The organism is Dyella sp. OK004 (assembly GCF_900114495.1).
Classification (GTDB): domain Bacteria; phylum Pseudomonadota; class Gammaproteobacteria; order Xanthomonadales; family Rhodanobacteraceae; genus Dyella_D.
In genome coordinates, this window is record NZ_FOZI01000001.1 from 625,178 (window position 1) to 640,989 (window position 15,812).

A 15,812-nucleotide genomic window follows, 5' to 3' on the forward strand; every position below is an offset into this window, starting at 1 on the left:
GGCGATCAAAGTAGCCGAAGACGGCCCCGAAGGCTATGCGGGGCGCCGCTTTGCCGCTTGGCGCCGGTTCATGCGCACATACATCCGGACATAAATCTCGGTAGGAGCGCACCCCATGCGCGACAAACCTGCGAGGTACCGTTGCCAGGATGAGTCGCCCACAGGGTGGGCTCCTACCTATAAGGCAAGGCCGTCAGGCCAGGAGTTCGGCGATCAGGGTCTCGTGCCGCCGCCATTGCAAGGCACTGCGCTGACGCACCGCCCGCACGATGGACTGCAAGTCTCCCAGCGCATCCTCGAAACGATCGTTGACGATGATGTAGTCGAACTCGTGCGCGTGGGCGATTTCTTCGCGCGAATTGTGCAGGCGGCGCTCGATCACTTCAGCGCTGTCCGAGGCGCGGCCACGCAGCCGCCGCTCCAGCTCCACCCGCGACGGCGGCAGGATGAACACGCTGACGCAATCGGGCTTGCTCTTGCGGATCTGCCGCGCGCCCTGCCAATCGATCTCCAGCAGCACATCCCTGCCTTGGCACAGCAACTCCGCCACGGTAGTGCGCGAGGTGCCATAGAGGTTGCCATGCACTTCGGCATGCTCGAGAAAAATACCTTCGGCGATCTCGCGTTCAAACTCCACGCGCTCGACAAAGTAATAGTGCCGCCCGTACTGCTCACCCGGACGAGGCGGGCGCGTGGTATGCGAAACAGACAGCGAAATCGCCGGCTCGCGCTCGAGCAGCGCGTTAACCATGGTGGACTTGCCCGCACCCGAAGGCGCGGCCACCACGAACAGGGTGCCTTCCAGCGTGCCGACGTCGGAAGCAGGCGCACTCATTCGATGTTCTGCACCTGTTCGCGCATCTGCTCGATCAGTACCTTCAGCTCCACCGCGGCATTGGTGCTGCGCGCGTCGATCGACTTGGAGCCGAGCGTGTTCGCCTCGCGGTTGAATTCCTGCATCAGGAAATCCAGGCGGCGGCCGACCGGCTCTTTCAGGCCCAGCACGCGGCGGGCTTCAGAAATATGCGTGGTGAGGCGATCCAGCTCCTCGTCCACGTCGACGCGGGTGATCTGCAATACCAGCTCCTGCTCCAGGCGACCGGGGTCGGCCGGCTGTTTCAGGTCGGCCAGGCGCGTTTCCAGCCGGGTACGCAAGCCTTCGCGGATCTGTGGCATCCAGGTGCGTACGTCGGCGACGATGCGCTCGATGCCATCCAGGCGCTCCTTCAGCAGTTCACCCAGCTTGGCGCCTTCGCGTTCGCGCGTCGCGGTGAGTGCGGCAAGCGCGTCGTCGAGCACACCGAACAGCGCGGCTTGCAGAGTGTCCTGATCGACCTCGGCCTGCTGCATCACGCCAGGGAAACGCAAAAGTTCGGTGAACTCGATGCGCAGGCTGGGAAAGCGCGACTCCAGATCCATCGCCAGCTCGGACAACCGCCCAAGCACCGCGTGATTGATCTGCAGGCTGTCACCTTTGGCCTCGCTGCGCAGGCGCACCGTAAGGTCCACCTTTCCGCGCGACAGCCGGGCTGCAATGCGCTCGCGCAAGGCCGACTCGAAGTTGCGCAGGTCATCCGGCAGGCGCGGACTGAGCTCCAGGTAACGGTGGTTTACCGTGCGCAGCTCGCAGCTGAGCGTACCGACCGGACCGGAGGTCTCGGCGAAAGCGTAGGCGGTCATGCTGCTGATCATGGAAACCTGAGTCTGCGGATGGCTTGAAAGGCCGCAATGGTAAACTCTCCCACCCTGCCTTGCCCAATCGGCCCCTTGCCTCCCATGAATTCCGTCAGCCGCCCTAGCGGCCGCGCCGCCGACCAGCTGCGCACCGTCACCCTCGAGCGCCACTACACCCGCCACGCCGAAGGCTCGGTGCTGGTCAGCTTTGGCGATACCCGCGTGCTCTGCACCGCCAGCATCGAAGACCGCGTGCCGCCGTGGCTGCGCGGCAAGGGCGAAGGCTGGGTCACCGCCGAGTACGGCATGCTGCCGCGCGCCACATCCAGCCGCACCCAGCGCGAAGCCGCGCGCGGCGGCCAGGGTGGCCGCACCATGGAAATCCAGCGCCTGATCGGCCGCAGCCTTCGCGCCTGCGTGGACCGCCAGGCCCTGGGCGAGCGCGTAATCACCCTTGACTGCGACGTGCTCCAGGCCGATGGCGGCACCCGCACCGCCGCCATCACCGGCGCCTACGTGGCCCTAGTCGATGCGGTGAACCTGCTCATGAAGCGCGAGAACCTGCGCCGCAACCCGATCCTCGGTGCGGTGGCGGCGGTCTCCGTCGGCATCTACCAGGGTCTGCCGGTACTGGACCTCGACTATGCCGAGGACTCCAACTGCGACACGGACATGAATGTCGTCATGAACGACGGCGGCGGCTTTATCGAGGTACAGGGCACCGCCGAAGGCCACGCTTTCCGCCGCGACGAAATGGACGCTCTGCTCGGCTTGGCCGAGAAGGGCATCGGCGAGCTGGTCGCCGCGCAGCGCGCCGCGCTCGAACAGAGCTGACATGTCGCTGCTGATCCGCCGGCCCCGCCCCGATCCCGACGATCTCAACGAGATTCTCGCGGTTCATCGCGCCGCTTTCGGGCGTGAGGACGAGGCGCGGCTGGTGGAACAGTTGCGTGCTTCCGGGCGCAACACATTTGAGCTGCTCGCCGAACAGCATGGCGAAATCGTTGCGCACCTGCTGTTCTCACCGATTCGCATCGAACACGGTGACGACAATCAGGCGCTGGGGCTGGCACCGATGGCCGTACTGCCCGCATGGCAGCGCCGCGGCGTGGGCACGGCGCTGATCCACGATGCGTTGCAGGCGCTGGCCGCAAGCCCTTTCCGCGCCGTCGTCGTACTCGGCGACCCCGCCTACTACGGCCGTTTCGGCTTCACCCCGGCCTCCGCCTTTCATCTGCACGACATCTACGGTGGCGGTGATGCCTTTATGGCGCTGGCGCTATGTGAAGGCGGCTTGCACGATTATCGCGGCCAGATCGATTACGCCCCCGAATTCGCCAACCTCACCGACTGAGCTATGTCACGCATCGTTCTCGCCAGCAGCAACCGCGGCAAACTTGCCGAGTTCAATCACCTATTTGCCGACAGCGGCTTTGAAGTCGTCACGCAGGGCAGCCTGGGCGTCAAGGACGCAGAAGAAACCGGCTTGACCTTCGTCGAGAACGCTTTGCTGAAGGCGCGCAACGCGGCACAGATCACCGGCCTGCCCGCGCTGGGCGACGACTCCGGCTTGTGCGTGGACCACCTGCGTGGCGCGCCCGGCCTGTACTCGGCGCGCTACAGCGGCATCCATGGCGATGCCGCCGCGAATAACGCCAAGCTGCTGCACGAGATGGATGGCGTACCGACCGAACAACGCGACGCTTTCTTTATCTGCGTACTGGTACTGGTGCAGCATGCCGACGACCCGGCACCGCTGATCGCCGAAGGCCGCTGGCACGGCCGCGTGCTCACCGAGCAGCGTGGCACACAGGGTTTCGGCTACGACCCACTGTTTCTCCCGCACGGCCACACCAGCAGCGCCGCCGAGCTGGAGCCCGCCGTGAAAAACCATCTCAGCCACCGCGGCCAGGCGCTTGCCGCACTGCATGCGCGACTGGCCGAACTGCACGCCTGACCATGTCGCTGCTCGCGCCACCGCTATCGCTGTACGTACACATGCCGTGGTGCGTGAAGAAGTGCCCCTACTGCGACTTCAACTCGCACGGCCTGCGCGATGAGCCACCGCCGTATGCGCTCTACACCGATCTGCTATTGGCCGATCTGGATGCCGACCGCACGGACTTCGGCGCCGCGCTGGAGGGCCGTACCGTACAAAGCATCTTCTTCGGCGGCGGTACACCGAGCCTGTTCGCGCCAGAGCTGATTGCCCGTTTTCTTGATGGCGTGCGCGAGCGGCTGCCACTCGCCGATAACACCGAAATCACCCTGGAAACCAACCCCGGCACGGTCGAGCATGGTCGCTTCGATGGCTATCTCGCCGCTGGCGTAAACCGCCTTTCCTTCGGCATCCAGAGCTTCGACGATGACAAGCTCAAGCGCCTCGGCCGCATCCATTCCGCCGCCGAGGCGGAAGCCGCCGTGAAGTCGGCCCAGGACGCCGGCTACGACAACTTCAACCTCGATCTGATGTATGCGCTGCCGGAGCAAACGCAGGAAGGCGCCTTGGCTGACGTTGAGCGCGCCGTTGTCCTGCAGCCCACGCATATCTCCCACTACCAGCTCACCCTGGAACCCAACACCGCCTTTGCCGCGAACCCACCGCCGCTCCCCGACGACGACCATGCCTGGGCCATGCAGGAAGCCTGCGAGCAGCGCCTGGCCGCTGCCGGCTACGGTCAGTACGAGATCTCCGCCTACGCGCGCCCCGGCCGGCGCTGCGTGCACAACCTCAATTACTGGCAGTTCGGCGACTACCTGGGCATCGGTGCCGGCGCCCACGGCAAGCTCAGCGATACGACCGGCGGCAACGTCCAGCGCCGCTGGAAGACCCGCCACCCGCGCGCCTGGCTGGATGCCGCCGGTGGCCCTGGCCGCATCGGTGGCGACAACCCTGTGGCCGGGGGCGAGCTGCCCTTCGAGTACATGCTCAACGCCCTGCGCCTGATCGACGGCGTGCCCATGGCCGAATTTGCTGAGCGCACCGGCCTGCCCCTCGAACGCATCGCTGAACCACTGGCCCAGGCCCGCCAGCGTGGCTGGCTTACGCCGGACCTTCAGCGGCTGCAGACCACACCGCTGGGGCAGCGCTTCCTCAATGACGTGATCGCCAGTTTTCTCGACTAGCGCGTCCGGCCGATGGCCGGCGGGGCGGGGCAAGGCATAGACTGGGGTCCCCAGGGGGAAATCGGCGGAACTGCCATGGATGTCGAACAGGGTCGACGTCAGCCGCTTGCATCCGGACGCAACGATCGTCTCGACAACGAACGTTGGAGTCCGCGCGCACGTCGCCTGATCGAAGAAACGCACGCCTTGTGCAACAGCTGGCTGGAAGCGCCGCTGCGCAGCTGCCTCACCGACGCCGAGCAGCAGCTCTACATACTGGCTGAGCGCAGCCACAGCCATCTCGATCAGCAGTTGCATATGGGCGTGCGCCAGCAATTGCAGCTGCATCGTGCACAGTTCGAGCAAAGTTTCTTTACCGCGGTGCGCCGGCGCTTCGGCCGCCTGGGTGCTGCCCCGGAGGACGTTGCCAGCGCGCAGCAGCATCCGCTCGCCCTGCTCGATCAGACTGAACACGAACAGGCCGCCGCCCTGGAAAAAGCCGGCGCGCGCAGCGAGGCACGCCATGGATCGCTGTTGTTCGAACTGAGCTATCGCTTCGCCGTATTGGTCAGCCAGCCACCGCTTGAAGGCGATGCCCTGCCGCTGGGGCCTCAAGCTCTGGCGCGCGCCTTTCTCGAAGCCAGCCATACTTTGGACATGCCGGTACGGCATCGCCTGCTGATGCTGGAGAGCTTCGACAGTCTGGTGATCCGCCATCTGGCGACGCTCTACGAAACGGTTAACCAGCACCTGAGCTGCGACGGCATCCTGCCGCAGCTGCGCGCTTTTCGCGTGGCGCGTAACGGCGGCGAGCGCAACCGCGCCGCACCCCCTGCGGCCGCATCACGCGAACCGGAGCGTGCCGCCGCACCGGACCATGCGGCGGCGACAACCCAACGCAGCGAACCCATCGCCGTACTCGAGACCCTGCGCGATCTGCTCGCGCAACAACGCAGCGGCTACGGCGTCGGCCCGGCAGGCGACCGGCCTGCCACGGCCGAAGAACTGCAACTCGCCCTCGGCGCGCTGCAGCAGCATCTGACCGACATGACGCATCAAGCCACTCGCGAACTGCGCAGCGCGCAGCGACTGCGCGAAGAGCTGATGATGCAACTCAACGCCGGCAAAAGCGCGGAGGTACAACGCACGCAACTTTCGTCCGAACAAGGCGACACGGTGGAACTGTTCGCCATGTTGTTCGAGCAGGTCGCGCAGCAACTGCAGCAGGGCGGCAACGCACACACCCTGCTGGGTGATCTGCAATTGCCGTTGCTGCGCATGGCAGTGAGCGATCGCGGCTTCTTCGACCACCATGAGCACCCGGCGCGCCGCCTGCTCGGCACCGTAGCCGAGGCCGCCAACGACTGGCTCGACGGTGGCGAAGGCGATCCGGACCGCTCGCTGGCCGCCAAACTCAGCCAATTGGTGGAGCGCGCACGGCGCGAGCCGCCCAGCGCAGGGCTTTACACCAGCCTGCTCGCCGATATCGAACACCATCTGTCCATGCTCCATCGCAAGGCACAGGTCGCCGAGCGTCGTCAGGTCGAAGCCATGCAAGGCCGCGAACGGCTGGAGCAGGCGCGTCGGCAGGCAGCCCAACTAATCGCTGACCGCTTTGAGGCCTCGCCGCCACGCGGTCTGCTACGCACCCTGCTGGAACGCGCCTGGTCGGACGTACTTGCGCTGACCTTGCTGCGCAATGGCGAAGACAGCGAAGTCTTCGCCGTACGCCTACGCATTACCGATCAGTTGCTCGGACGCCTGCCGGTGGATGACCGCGAGCAGCTGCTGTTCGAGGTGGAAACTGGCTTGCAGCAGATCGGCATGCACGCCGACGAAGCCAGCCAGGTGGCGCAGCGCCTGCTCGGTACGCCCGAGCCGGCCAGCCTTGGCGAGAACACGCCCACCGCGACCGGACTGGCGCTAAAGCTCAAGCAACACCAGCGCCTTGGCGAGCATCAGGGCGCGGAGCCGACTGCAGCGATCTCAGCGACGGCAACACCCGTACTGCCCGCGCATCACCTGACGCCGCAAGAGCAACGCATCCACGACCATTTGCTCAAATTGCCCTTCGGCAGCTGGTTCGAGTTCATCGATCCCGCCAGCGGCCGTATCACGCCACGCAAGCTCGCGTGGTTTTCGCCGATCTCGGGCAACAGTCTGTTCGTGACCCGGCGCGGCCTGCGCAGCGAGGAAATTTCGCTGGAACAACTCGCCCGCGAAATCGCCTGCGGCCGTGTCCGTGAGGCACCGCCCAGCCGCGATAGCCTGCTTGACCGCGCCATGCACGCACTCACCGGCAATCTGCGCCAGCCACCTGCCACCCGTCCGGAGGGCGACCGGCGATGAACCCGAACGTCAGCTCCATCGATCAGCGCCGAGCCCAGCGCAAACGCGCCAACTTCACCGTGGTCGTCACCGACGCGATCAACGACCGACCGCTTGGCCATCTTGGCAACCTCTCCGCTACTGGCATGCTGCTGATCAGCGTGTATCCGCCGCACCGCGAAGCGATCTACCAGGTAAGCCTGCCACTCCCGGGTCTGGGCACGCATGCGCAGACCATCGAGCTCGGTATCCAGGAGCAATGGCACGAAGCTGCGGCCAACCCGGGCCAGATCTGGTCCGGCTATCGCATCGTGGCGATCAGCCAGACCGATGCCGCCCTGCTCGATGCCTGGCTGGCGCTACCGGGCGGGCACGGATAGCCAAGGTTGGCAGCGCAACACCTGCGCGCGATCATGTAGGGCTAGTCCCCAGCGCTGCGCATGCGGTGCATTGATCGGCTTGCCTCCACCATGATAGCGAGGCGGGCCCACGCCAGGAACATCCATGACCGACCGTCTCGCCCCGCTCTATCCCCAGCACTTGGCCACCCTGCGCGAACGCGCCGACCGGGCGCTTGTACTCGGTGGCTACGACCATTTGGTGATCGCCGCCGGCACGCCGCTGCGCAAGTTCCTCGACGACCAGGATTACCCCTTCGTCGCCAGCCCGCATTTCAAACACTGGCTACCGCTGACCGATGCGCCGGGCAGCTGGATCGTGCATACGCCGGGACGGAAGACCAAGCTGGTGTTCCTGCAGCCGCGCGACTACTGGCACGTGGTGCCGGAGGCGCCGCGCGGCTATTGGGTGGAACATTTCGACATCGTGATCGTGCGCAGCGCGGCCGAAGCCGTGGCGCAGCTGCCGGGTGCTACTGCGCGCCGCGCGATCATCGCCCCCGAATGCCCGAGCGTACCGGGTGTGGAAGCCAACAACCCGCAGGCCGTAGTCGATTACCTGCACTGGCACCGCTCGTATAAGACACCCTACGAACTGGAACTGATGCGTGCCGCCAGCCGCACCGGCGCACGCGCGCACCGCGCGGCGGAGCATGCATTCCGTAACGGCGCCAGCGAACTCGGCATCCATCAGGCCTATCTGGCTGCAGCTGGCGCCATCGATGCAGAGCTTCCTTACGCAAGCATCGTCGGCCTCAACGAACACGGTGCCGTGCTCCATTACACCCACTTCGATCGCGCCGCCCCCGACTATAGCCGCTCCTTTCTGATCGACGCCGGCGCCAGCGCCGCGGGTTATGCCAGCGATATCACGCGCACCTATGCCGGCAAAGGCGAGGACGAGTTCCAGGCGTTGATCAACAGTGTCGAAGCCGCCCAACTTAGCTTCGTCGCGAAAGTGCGCGCCGGGCAAAGCTACCCCGAACTGCACATCCATGCGCATCACGTGCTGGCCGGTGTGCTGCGCGAGCATGGCCTTATCCGCATGAGTGCCGAAAGCGCGGTGGAATCCGGCGTCACCGCCGCCTTCTTCCCGCACGGCCTGGGTCACCCCATCGGCCTGCAGGTTCACGACGTTGCCGGCTTCCAGCAAAGCGAACACGGCGGCAACATCCCTCGCCCCGACGGCCACCCTTATCTGCGCATGACACGCGTGCTCGAACCCGGCATGGTGGTCACCATCGAACCCGGCCTCTACTTCATCGACATGCTGCTCAACGAACTGCGCGATAAGCCCTTCGCCGCCGACATCGACTGGACCAAAGTGCAGACCTTCCGCCCCTACGGCGGCATCCGTATCGAAGACGACGTGGTCTGCACCACCGACACCCCCGAAAACCTCACCCGCGACGCCTTCGCTCAGCTCTGATCATGTCGGCGAACATGCCCCCACTGCTCGGCCCCGCCCCGCTGCCGCCACGCGCGGCCAAGCGAAGCCGTGCCCTGCCGTGGATCATGCTCGCCGTCGGCCTGCTGCTCGGCCTCGCCATAACCATCGGCGGCATCGCGTGGTGGGGCTGGCACCAATTCGTCACTCAGGCCACCGCCGAGATGAACGAACATCCCGTCGTCGCTGAACACATCGGCCACATCCGTCGCGTCGATGTCGACTGGTCCACCACCACCGACGAGCCCGATGACGACACCTTCGCCTTCCATGTCACCGGTGATCGCGGCAACGGCACTGTGATAGCGCGCTTCCTCACCGAAGACGACGATCACGAACGCATCGACGGCGGCAGGCTGGTGATGGCCGACGGCTCCAGCATTGATCTGACGCTGGATGATGAAGTGAGCGAAGACGACGCGCGTTGATCCAGCACCCGCTGAAGTCCAGCAATTCACCCCAACCTCGAAAGTAGCAACGCGATCCCGAGCACCCGCCCCTCACCCCAACCCTCTCCCCGGAGGGGAGAGGGAGATGCGGCGCTTCGAAACGGATAGACGATCAGGCCAAGGAAAAAACTTCCCCGACGCCTGACACTGGAAAAGGCGCAGCTACAAAGCACACCGCCTGCTCTTCAAGCCATTTCTCTTTGGTTACTTTCTCTTTGGGCCAGCAAAGAGAAAGTGACCCGGACCGCGGCGGCGGTTCGGAAGCCCGCGGCAGGCGAGCCAGAGCACGCAGACGCGACAACCGAGCAACAAGGCACTGGATCCCTGCCTACGCAGGGATGACGAGTAGGTAGAGATATCGCAAGGGCCGAACCCTCACCCCAACCCTCTTTCCCACAGGGACTATCTTCGGGTCGTCGGAGAGAGGGCGCGAAGCTGCATAACCTGATCCAGATCATCCCCCTGCGACATCCCACCTCTGCGACAACACTTCGCGCGACATCCACATCCCCAATGGTTATCCTGCCCCGCAGCTGATCCAGGGGAACACCAGATGTCGATGTCGTCTGCCCAACCCAGCAGCGCACCTCAAGGCCGCCCACTGCGACGGCTGGCGCGCGAACTGATCCTCATCGTGATCGTCAAGATCGTGTTGCTCACACTGATCTGGTGGATCGCCATCGCCCCGCATCCACGACCCGACACCCGTCCGACCGCGATCGAACAACTGCTCGCTCCCGCCACCTCATCCTCCGCTGCGCACAAAGGCCAGCCATGATCATCGATGCCGATGTCGTCACCCTGTCACGCCTGCAGTTCGCGTTGACAGCGCTCTATCACTTCCTGTTCGTCCCGCTCACGCTCGGCTTGGTGTGGATGCTTGCCATCATGGAGAGCGTCTACGTGATGACCGGGCGCGAAGTGTGGAAACGCATGACCCAGTTCTGGGGTGTGCTGTTCGGCATCAACTTCGCCATGGGCGTCGCTACCGGCGTCACCATGGAGTTCCAGTTCGGCATGAACTGGGCCTACTACGCTCACTACGTGGGCGATGTGTTCGGTACCCCACTGGCCATCGAAGGACTGATGGCGTTCTTCCTGGAAGGCACGCTGGTCGGCCTGTTCTTCATGGGCTGGAAGCGCATTTCCAGGGTGAAGCACTTGCTGGTCACTTGGTTCCTGGCGCTGGCCACCAGTCTCTCCGCTCTGTGGATCCTGATCGCCAACGGCTGGATGCAGAACCCCGTAGGCTCGGCCTTCAACGCTGAAACTATGCGCATGGAAGTCACCTCCTTCGCCGAAGTAGTGTTCAATCCGGTGGCACAGGCGAAGTTCGTGCACACGGTGAGCGCCGGCTACGTGATGGGCGCGATGTTCGTACTCTCCATCAGCGCCTGGTATCTGCTGCGCGGACGCAACGTGGATTTCGCCAAGCGCTCGATGACGGTGGCCGCCAGTTTCGGTCTTGCCGCAGCGCTGTCGGTGGTGGTGCTGGGCGATGAATCGGGCTATGCCGTCTCAGAAAACCAGAAGATGAAGATGGCCGCGATCGAGGCCATGTGGGAAACCGAACCCGCGCCGGCCTCGTTCACCGTGTTCGGCATTCCCGACGTGCAGAATCGCACCACACACTATGCGTTGCGCCTGCCCTGGGTGATGGGCCTGATCGGCACACGCTCGATCGACAAACCCATTCCCGGCATCGCCAACCTGGTCGAAGAAACCAAGGGCAAGATCGACAACGGCATCCAGGCCTATGACGCCATGCTGGTGCTGCGCGAGGACAAGAACAACGCACAGGCCAAGGCCATTCTGTCGGCGCACGACAAGGACCTGGGTTATGCGCTGCTGCTCAAGCACTTCATCGATGATCCGCGCCAAGCCACACCTGAGGACATCCAGAAGGCCGCCGACAGCACCATTCCGAATGTGCCGGTACTGTTCTGGTCATTCCGCATCATGGTGGCCTGCGGCTTCTACTTCATCGCGCTGTTCGCGTATTCGTTCTGGCTATCCAGCAAGCGCAAACTCGATCACAAGCGCTGGTATCTAAAGCTCGCGCTGTGGAGCCTGCCATTGCCGTGGGTCGCCGCGGAGCTGGGCTGGATCGTGGCCGAGTACGGCCGCCAGCCCTGGGCGATCGAGGGCATCCTGCCGACGGCGCTGGGCGTGTCTTCGGTGACGTCTGGTCAGGTGTGGACGTCACTCGGCGGCTTCGTGCTGTTCTACACCGCGCTCGCGGTCGTCGATGCAGTGCTGATGGTGAAATTCGCCCGCAAGGGACCGGATGGCCTAGGCCTCTGGCCTTCCACCACCGCGACCAAGGCCTGAGGAGAACGTCATGTTCGACTATGAAACCCTGCGAGTGATCTGGTGGGCGCTGCTCGGTGTGTTGCTGATCGGCTTCGCCGTGATGGACGGCTTCGATTTCGGCATCGCTGCATTGCTGCGCGTGCTGGGCCGCAATGACGAAGAACGCCTGGTCTTGCTGGAAACCATCGAGCCCACCTGGGAAGGCAACCAGGTGTGGTTCATCCTCGGCGGCGGCGCGGCCTTCGCGGCGTGGCCGATGCTTTACGCGGTGTCGTTCTCCGGCATGTACCTGGCGATCTTCCTGGTGCTGCTCGCCTTCATTCTGCGACCGGTGGGCTTCAATTTCCGCGGCAAGATCCATGACACGCGTTGGCGCAACCTGTGGGACTGGGTGCTGGTGCTATCCGGTGTCGTGGTGATGCTGATTTCCGGTGTGGCGTTCGGCAACCTGTTCCTGGGCGTACCGTTCCAGTTCGACGGCGACCTGCGCATGAGCTGGCACGGCAGCTTCCTTGAGCTGCTGCATCCGTTCGCGCTGGTGGCCGGCCTGGTGTCGCTGAGCATGTTGCTGGCCCATGGTGCCTGCTGGGCGGCGATGAAGGCCGACCAAAGCATTGCAACACGCGCCGCCACCCTCGCCCGCTGGTTCACGCTGGCCTATGTGGTGCTGTATGTCATTGCCGGCATCTGGCTCGCCTACGGCGTACCCGGCTATGCCATCGTCGGCCCGGTGGTGACTGACGGCGTATCCAACCCGCTGTACAAGGAAGTCGCGCGCGGCAGCAGCTGGTTCGCCAGCTACATGCAGCATCCCTGGTTCTGGTCGGCGCCCCTGCTGGCGATCCTGGGTGCGGTAGGTGTGCAGCTCACCGTCGCCAAGACCGGCCTGGCAGGCTTCATCAGCAGCAGCCTGATGGTGGCCGGCACCATCCTCTCGGCAGGTTTCGCATTGTTCCCGTTTCTGCTGCCGTCACGGCTCGACCCACGCTCCAGCCTGACCGTGTGGGACGCATCGTCTAGCCACACCACGCTGGGTTTGATGCTGGGTGCCACGGCGATCTTCATGCCGCTGATCATTCTCTACACCAGCTGGGTTTACCGGGTATTGCGCGGGCGTGTGACGCTCGAGCACGTCCGCGATTCCAGCCATACCTACTGACCGGAGCCTAAAACCATGTGGTATTTTTCCTGGATTCTCGGTCTCGGCCTGGCCTGCGCCTTCGGCATCCTCAATGCGATGTGGTACGAGGTGCATGCGACGGATGAAGCGGATCGGCGCAGGGACCAAAGCAAGAACGACGCCTGAAAGAACGACGGCCCGCATCGCCAGATGCGGGCCGTTTGTACGTCCAAATGCCGCTTGCTTCAGCGCCGTGCGAGCAGCGCTTCAATTTCCTCGGGATCTCTCGGCACAGCCGCAGTAAGCACCTCATGCCCATCGCGCGTTACCGCCACGTCGTCCTCGATACGAATGCCGATGCCACGCCAACGCTCTGCCACGGAGCGCTCATTGACCGGAACATAGATGCCCGGCTCAACGGTCACCACCATGCCCGGTTCGAGCAAGCGCGGCTCACCATCCACGCGGTAGTCACCGACGTCATGCACATCCAGGCCTAGCCAATGGCCGGTCTTGGCCGGGAAGAACAGTTTGTAGCTGCCCTCGGCGATCGCCGTGTCAGCGTCGCCCCTGAGCAAGCCGAGCGAGCAAAGGCCTTCCACGATCATCCGTACTGCCACTTCATGCGCAGCGCTGAAAGATTGCCCCGGCCGCACCTCGTCGATGGCGGCCTGCTGCGCGGCCAGCACGACTTCGTAGAGCGCGCGCTGTTCGCGGCTGTAGCGGCCACCGACGGGGAAGCTGCGGCTGATGTCCGAGGCGTAGCATTCGAGCTCAGCGCCCGCATCGATCAACAGCAAGTCACCTTCGCGCAACGGTGCACGGTTCGCCTGGTAGTGCATGACGCAGGCGTTCGTACCGGATGCGACGATCGGCGGGAAAGCGGGCACCGCGCCGTGGCTGCGCATGACGCGCGTTAGCTCTGCTTCAACTTCGTATTCATGGCGCCCAGGCGTCGCGATCCGCATCGCCGCCAGATGCGCTTCCGCCGCGATGGCTGCCGAGGCGCGCATCAACTTCAGTTCCGTCCGCGACTTGTACAGGCGCAGGTCATGCAGCAGATGCCCCAGCGCGACAAACTCCTTCGGCACCACACCACCGCCGCGCAACTGGCGCAGGCGGCGCATCCAGCCCAGCAGCTGCGCGTCGAATTCCGGCTCGCGCCCGAAGTGGCAGTACACGCGCGCCCTGCCCTCGATCATGCCGGGCAGGATGTCGTCGATGTCGTCGATGGGAAACGCGTCGTCCATGCCGTAATCGCTGACGGCGCGTTCGGTACCAATGGATTCGCCATGCCAGCGCTCATGCTCAATATCACGCTCGCGGCAGAACAGCACAGCCTCGCCGTGCCGGCGGCCGGGCAGCATGGCCAGGACGGCGCCTGGCTCGGGGAAACCGGAGAGGTAATGCAGGTCCGAGTCCTGGCGATACGGCCAGGTGGCATCGGCGTTGCGGATGCGCTCGGGTGCGGCAGCGATCAACAGGACGGCGTCTTCGCCAGCCATCTTCATCAGCTGGCGCCGACGACGGGCGAATTCGTCGGGCAGGATATTCAATGCACGGTGTCGCTATTGGGTTTGTTGCGGCCTCCGACGCATTCGGCGTGCAACAGCATGGCGCCGACGCGCACGAATTCATGCACTTCGATCAGGGCATCTTCGTCCTCGGCTTCGTCGCCGAACTCGAACTCGGACTTGGCGATGGAACCGAGGTCATTGAGGATTTCCTGCGCATCCTCCGACAGCTTGCCGTGTTTGTCCGATCCGGCCAGCCCGAACCCACCCAGGAAACCGCGACACCAGTCGACCAGCGCTTCGACACGTTCCGACAGCGGGCGATCGTCGGCGGGCAGCAGGGGTTCGAAACCCAGTTCGGGGTCGGCCAGTTCGGCCTCGCTTTGCTGGACCAGACGATCCAGGAGCGCCTGGTCAAGTGGCGATGGCGTCACCGGCTCGGTGCCCTCCAACTCCAGCAAGGCGAGCAGCGACTGCTTGCCGGGACGCCCGCCTGCGGACAAATAACCGCACACGGAACCGTGCAGTTCGCTGGCATCCACACCGAGTTGCAGGCGCCTTGCGACGGCGTCCAAATCCTCGTGGCCAATCAGCTCCATAGCCGCCATGGCGGTACTCCTCAAAGGGCAAGCAGGCAGTTTAATGCAGTGGTTGGCAAAGCGCCGAAGCACCTGCAGACTTCGCCAAACCTCCTGTTATAGTTCCTCGCATGAGCACGCCTGATACCGTCAAGCCTGACCCCGTCAAGCAAGAGATCGCCGCGCTGGGCGAGCAGCTCGACCGCCTGCTCGACATGGTGCGCCGGCTCAACGAGGAAAACCGCAGCCTGCGGCATAGCCAGGAACAACTGGCCAGCGAACGCGCCGGCCTGATGGCCCGCAATGAGCAGGCGCGCAGTCGCGTCGAGGCAATGATCCAGCGCCTGAAGGCGCTCGAGAACAACGGCTGAGTATCCCGATGAGCACTCCCAGTGAACCGGTCGCGCTGCGACTGATCGACCGCGAATTCCTGATTGCCTGCGCACCGGAAGAACGCGAGGGCCTACTGGAGTCGGCGGCCTACCTGGACCGCAAGATGCGCGAACTTCGTGCCAACGCCAAGACACCGGGCTTCGACCGCCTGGCCGTCCTGGCGGCCATCAGCATCACGCATGAGTTCCTGGCGCTGCGCAAGCAACACAGTGGTCATGACCAGAGCGTTAGCGACGGCTTGGCCGCGCTGCGACATAAGCTTGCTGCCGCACTCGACGCACCCCTAAAATAGTCCTCGGCGTTTACTGCGGTGTGCGCCAGCACACTCTTACATTTGCCTTGTTCCTAAATACGGCCCCGGGTCGGCTCTTCATCGGTTGTTGTGCATGTCCGCTGCGTGCGGAAAGCCTTGAGACCATGTGGCCCTCCCACCTGATCCATCGTGGATCAAGGTCGTTTGGTGGGCAGCGGCATCGCGGTGAACGCCACCCCT

The 15,812-nt window shown here is 64.4% G+C and carries 18 protein-coding genes and 1 other RNA gene; 15 read left to right on the top strand and 4 right to left on the bottom strand.

Going from position 1 to position 15,812, the window contains the following annotated elements; genetic code table 11:
- Positions 1–193 precede the first annotated feature (193 nt).
- Positions 194–835, bottom strand: a complete 642-nt coding sequence (gene gmk / locus BM338_RS02690; RefSeq protein WP_090449218.1) for a guanylate kinase — start codon at positions 833–835, stop codon at positions 194–196.
- Positions 832–1,692 (bottom strand): YicC/YloC family endoribonuclease, encoded by an 861-nt coding sequence (locus tag BM338_RS02695; protein ID WP_090449219.1) that lies wholly within the window; start codon positions 1,690–1,692, stop codon positions 832–834. Before BM338_RS02695 ends, gmk begins: the two co-directional genes overlap by 4 nt.
- 84 nt (positions 1,693–1,776) lie before the next feature.
- Here BM338_RS02695 and rph point away from each other — a divergent pair, with 84 nt between their 5' ends.
- The 12 genes from rph to cydX all read left to right on the top strand — a co-directional run bounded on the left by rph (position 1,777) and on the right by cydX (position 13,020).
- Positions 1,777–2,508: a ribonuclease PH gene (gene rph / locus BM338_RS02700; RefSeq protein ID WP_090449220.1), complete on the top strand. Its 732-nt coding sequence runs from the start codon at positions 1,777–1,779 to the stop codon at positions 2,506–2,508.
- Between the two features lies 1 nt (position 2,509).
- Positions 2,510–3,028 (top strand): GNAT family N-acetyltransferase, encoded by a 519-nt coding sequence (locus tag BM338_RS02705; protein WP_090449221.1) that lies wholly within the window; start codon positions 2,510–2,512, stop codon positions 3,026–3,028.
- A gap of 3 nt (positions 3,029–3,031) precedes the next feature.
- Positions 3,032–3,631, top strand: a complete 600-nt coding sequence (gene rdgB / locus BM338_RS02710) for an RdgB/HAM1 family non-canonical purine NTP pyrophosphatase (protein WP_090449222.1) — start codon at positions 3,032–3,034, stop codon at positions 3,629–3,631.
- 2 nt (positions 3,632–3,633) lie between these two features.
- Positions 3,634–4,800: a radical SAM family heme chaperone HemW gene (gene hemW, locus BM338_RS02715; RefSeq protein ID WP_090449223.1), complete on the top strand. Its 1,167-nt coding sequence runs from the start codon at positions 3,634–3,636 to the stop codon at positions 4,798–4,800.
- A gap of 75 nt (positions 4,801–4,875) precedes the next feature.
- Entirely contained in the window at positions 4,876–7,128 is a 2,253-nt protein-coding gene (locus BM338_RS02720) for a DUF1631 family protein (RefSeq protein WP_090449224.1), read from the top strand.
- The gene (locus BM338_RS02725; protein WP_090449225.1) at positions 7,125–7,487 is read left to right on the top strand and encodes a pilus assembly protein PilZ; all 363 of its coding nucleotides are present in this window, start codon (positions 7,125–7,127) and stop codon (positions 7,485–7,487) included. The genes BM338_RS02720 and BM338_RS02725 overlap by 4 nt, the downstream gene beginning before the upstream one ends.
- 124 nt (positions 7,488–7,611) lie before the next feature.
- Positions 7,612–8,934, top strand: coding sequence for a Xaa-Pro dipeptidase (pepQ, locus tag BM338_RS02730; RefSeq protein ID WP_090449226.1), 1,323 nt, complete (start codon positions 7,612–7,614; stop codon positions 8,932–8,934).
- Between the two features lie 14 nt (positions 8,935–8,948).
- The gene (locus BM338_RS02735; RefSeq protein ID WP_143109226.1) at positions 8,949–9,380 is read left to right on the top strand and encodes a hypothetical protein; all 432 of its coding nucleotides are present in this window, start codon (positions 8,949–8,951) and stop codon (positions 9,378–9,380) included.
- Positions 9,381–9,954: 574 nt separating this feature from the next.
- The gene (gene cydP, locus BM338_RS02740; protein ID WP_090449228.1) at positions 9,955–10,179 is read left to right on the top strand and encodes a cytochrome oxidase putative small subunit CydP; all 225 of its coding nucleotides are present in this window, start codon (positions 9,955–9,957) and stop codon (positions 10,177–10,179) included.
- Complete coding sequence (locus tag BM338_RS02745) at positions 10,176–11,732, top strand: cytochrome ubiquinol oxidase subunit I (RefSeq protein WP_090449229.1); 1,557 nt, start codon at positions 10,176–10,178, stop codon at positions 11,730–11,732. Before cydP ends, BM338_RS02745 begins: the two co-directional genes overlap by 4 nt.
- A 10-nt stretch (positions 11,733–11,742) precedes the next feature.
- Positions 11,743–12,873, top strand: a complete 1,131-nt coding sequence (gene cydB, locus BM338_RS02750) for a cytochrome d ubiquinol oxidase subunit II (protein ID WP_090449231.1) — start codon at positions 11,743–11,745, stop codon at positions 12,871–12,873.
- 15 nt (positions 12,874–12,888) lie between these two features.
- On the top strand, positions 12,889–13,020 hold the full coding sequence (gene cydX, locus BM338_RS02755; RefSeq protein ID WP_090449232.1) for a cytochrome bd-I oxidase subunit CydX: 132 nt from the start codon (positions 12,889–12,891) through the stop codon (positions 13,018–13,020).
- Between the two features lie 59 nt (positions 13,021–13,079).
- Here the strand turns inward: cydX and BM338_RS02760 are convergent, their stop codons facing one another.
- Both BM338_RS02760 and BM338_RS02765 read right to left on the bottom strand, forming a co-directional pair.
- A complete protein-coding gene (locus tag BM338_RS02760) occupies positions 13,080–14,390 on the bottom strand; it encodes an aminopeptidase P N-terminal domain-containing protein (protein WP_090449233.1) in 1,311 nt (436 codons plus the stop codon).
- Positions 14,387–14,956, bottom strand: coding sequence for a UPF0149 family protein (locus BM338_RS02765; RefSeq protein ID WP_090449235.1), 570 nt, complete (start codon positions 14,954–14,956; stop codon positions 14,387–14,389). Before BM338_RS02765 ends, BM338_RS02760 begins: the two co-directional genes overlap by 4 nt.
- Positions 14,957–15,057: 101 nt before the next feature.
- Here BM338_RS02765 and BM338_RS02770 point away from each other — a divergent pair, with 101 nt between their 5' ends.
- The 3 genes from BM338_RS02770 (at position 15,058) to ssrS (ending at position 15,805) form a co-directional block, all read left to right on the top strand.
- On the top strand, positions 15,058–15,297 hold the full coding sequence (locus tag BM338_RS02770) for a TIGR02449 family protein (RefSeq protein ID WP_090449236.1): 240 nt from the start codon (positions 15,058–15,060) through the stop codon (positions 15,295–15,297).
- 8 nt (positions 15,298–15,305) lie between these two features.
- A complete protein-coding gene (locus BM338_RS02775) occupies positions 15,306–15,611 on the top strand; it encodes a cell division protein ZapA (protein ID WP_090449238.1) in 306 nt (101 codons plus the stop codon).
- A gap of 7 nt (positions 15,612–15,618) precedes the next feature.
- A non-coding RNA gene (gene ssrS, locus BM338_RS02780) (6S RNA) lies at positions 15,619–15,805 on the top strand.
- Positions 15,806–15,812: the final 7 nt, after the last annotated feature.

What these genes read in the sequence shown, in the direction of transcription:
- gmk (WP_090449218.1), bottom strand. Translation starts at nt 835, where the DNA reads ATGAGTGCGCCTGCTTCCGACGTCGGCACGCTGGAAGGCACCCTGTTC.
- BM338_RS02695 (WP_090449219.1), bottom strand. Translation starts at nt 1,692, where the DNA reads ATGATCAGCAGCATGACCGCCTACGCTTTCGCCGAGACCTCCGGTCCG.
- rph (WP_090449220.1), top strand. Translation starts at nt 1,777, where the DNA reads ATGAATTCCGTCAGCCGCCCTAGCGGCCGCGCCGCCGACCAGCTGCGC.
- BM338_RS02705 (WP_090449221.1), top strand. Translation starts at nt 2,510, where the DNA reads ATGTCGCTGCTGATCCGCCGGCCCCGCCCCGATCCCGACGATCTCAAC.
- rdgB (WP_090449222.1), top strand. Translation starts at nt 3,032, where the DNA reads ATGTCACGCATCGTTCTCGCCAGCAGCAACCGCGGCAAACTTGCCGAG.
- hemW (WP_090449223.1), top strand. Translation starts at nt 3,634, where the DNA reads ATGTCGCTGCTCGCGCCACCGCTATCGCTGTACGTACACATGCCGTGG.
- BM338_RS02720 (WP_090449224.1), top strand. Translation starts at nt 4,876, where the DNA reads ATGGATGTCGAACAGGGTCGACGTCAGCCGCTTGCATCCGGACGCAAC.
- BM338_RS02725 (WP_090449225.1), top strand. Translation starts at nt 7,125, where the DNA reads ATGAACCCGAACGTCAGCTCCATCGATCAGCGCCGAGCCCAGCGCAAA.
- pepQ (WP_090449226.1), top strand. Translation starts at nt 7,612, where the DNA reads ATGACCGACCGTCTCGCCCCGCTCTATCCCCAGCACTTGGCCACCCTG.
- BM338_RS02735 (WP_143109226.1), top strand. Translation starts at nt 8,949, where the DNA reads ATGCCCCCACTGCTCGGCCCCGCCCCGCTGCCGCCACGCGCGGCCAAG.
- cydP (WP_090449228.1), top strand. Translation starts at nt 9,955, where the DNA reads ATGTCGATGTCGTCTGCCCAACCCAGCAGCGCACCTCAAGGCCGCCCA.
- BM338_RS02745 (WP_090449229.1), top strand. Translation starts at nt 10,176, where the DNA reads ATGATCATCGATGCCGATGTCGTCACCCTGTCACGCCTGCAGTTCGCG.
- cydB (WP_090449231.1), top strand. Translation starts at nt 11,743, where the DNA reads ATGTTCGACTATGAAACCCTGCGAGTGATCTGGTGGGCGCTGCTCGGT.
- cydX (WP_090449232.1), top strand. Translation starts at nt 12,889, where the DNA reads ATGTGGTATTTTTCCTGGATTCTCGGTCTCGGCCTGGCCTGCGCCTTC.
- BM338_RS02765 (WP_090449235.1), bottom strand. Translation starts at nt 14,956, where the DNA reads ATGGCGGCTATGGAGCTGATTGGCCACGAGGATTTGGACGCCGTCGCA.
- BM338_RS02770 (WP_090449236.1), top strand. Translation starts at nt 15,058, where the DNA reads ATGAGCACGCCTGATACCGTCAAGCCTGACCCCGTCAAGCAAGAGATC.
- BM338_RS02775 (WP_090449238.1), top strand. Translation starts at nt 15,306, where the DNA reads ATGAGCACTCCCAGTGAACCGGTCGCGCTGCGACTGATCGACCGCGAA.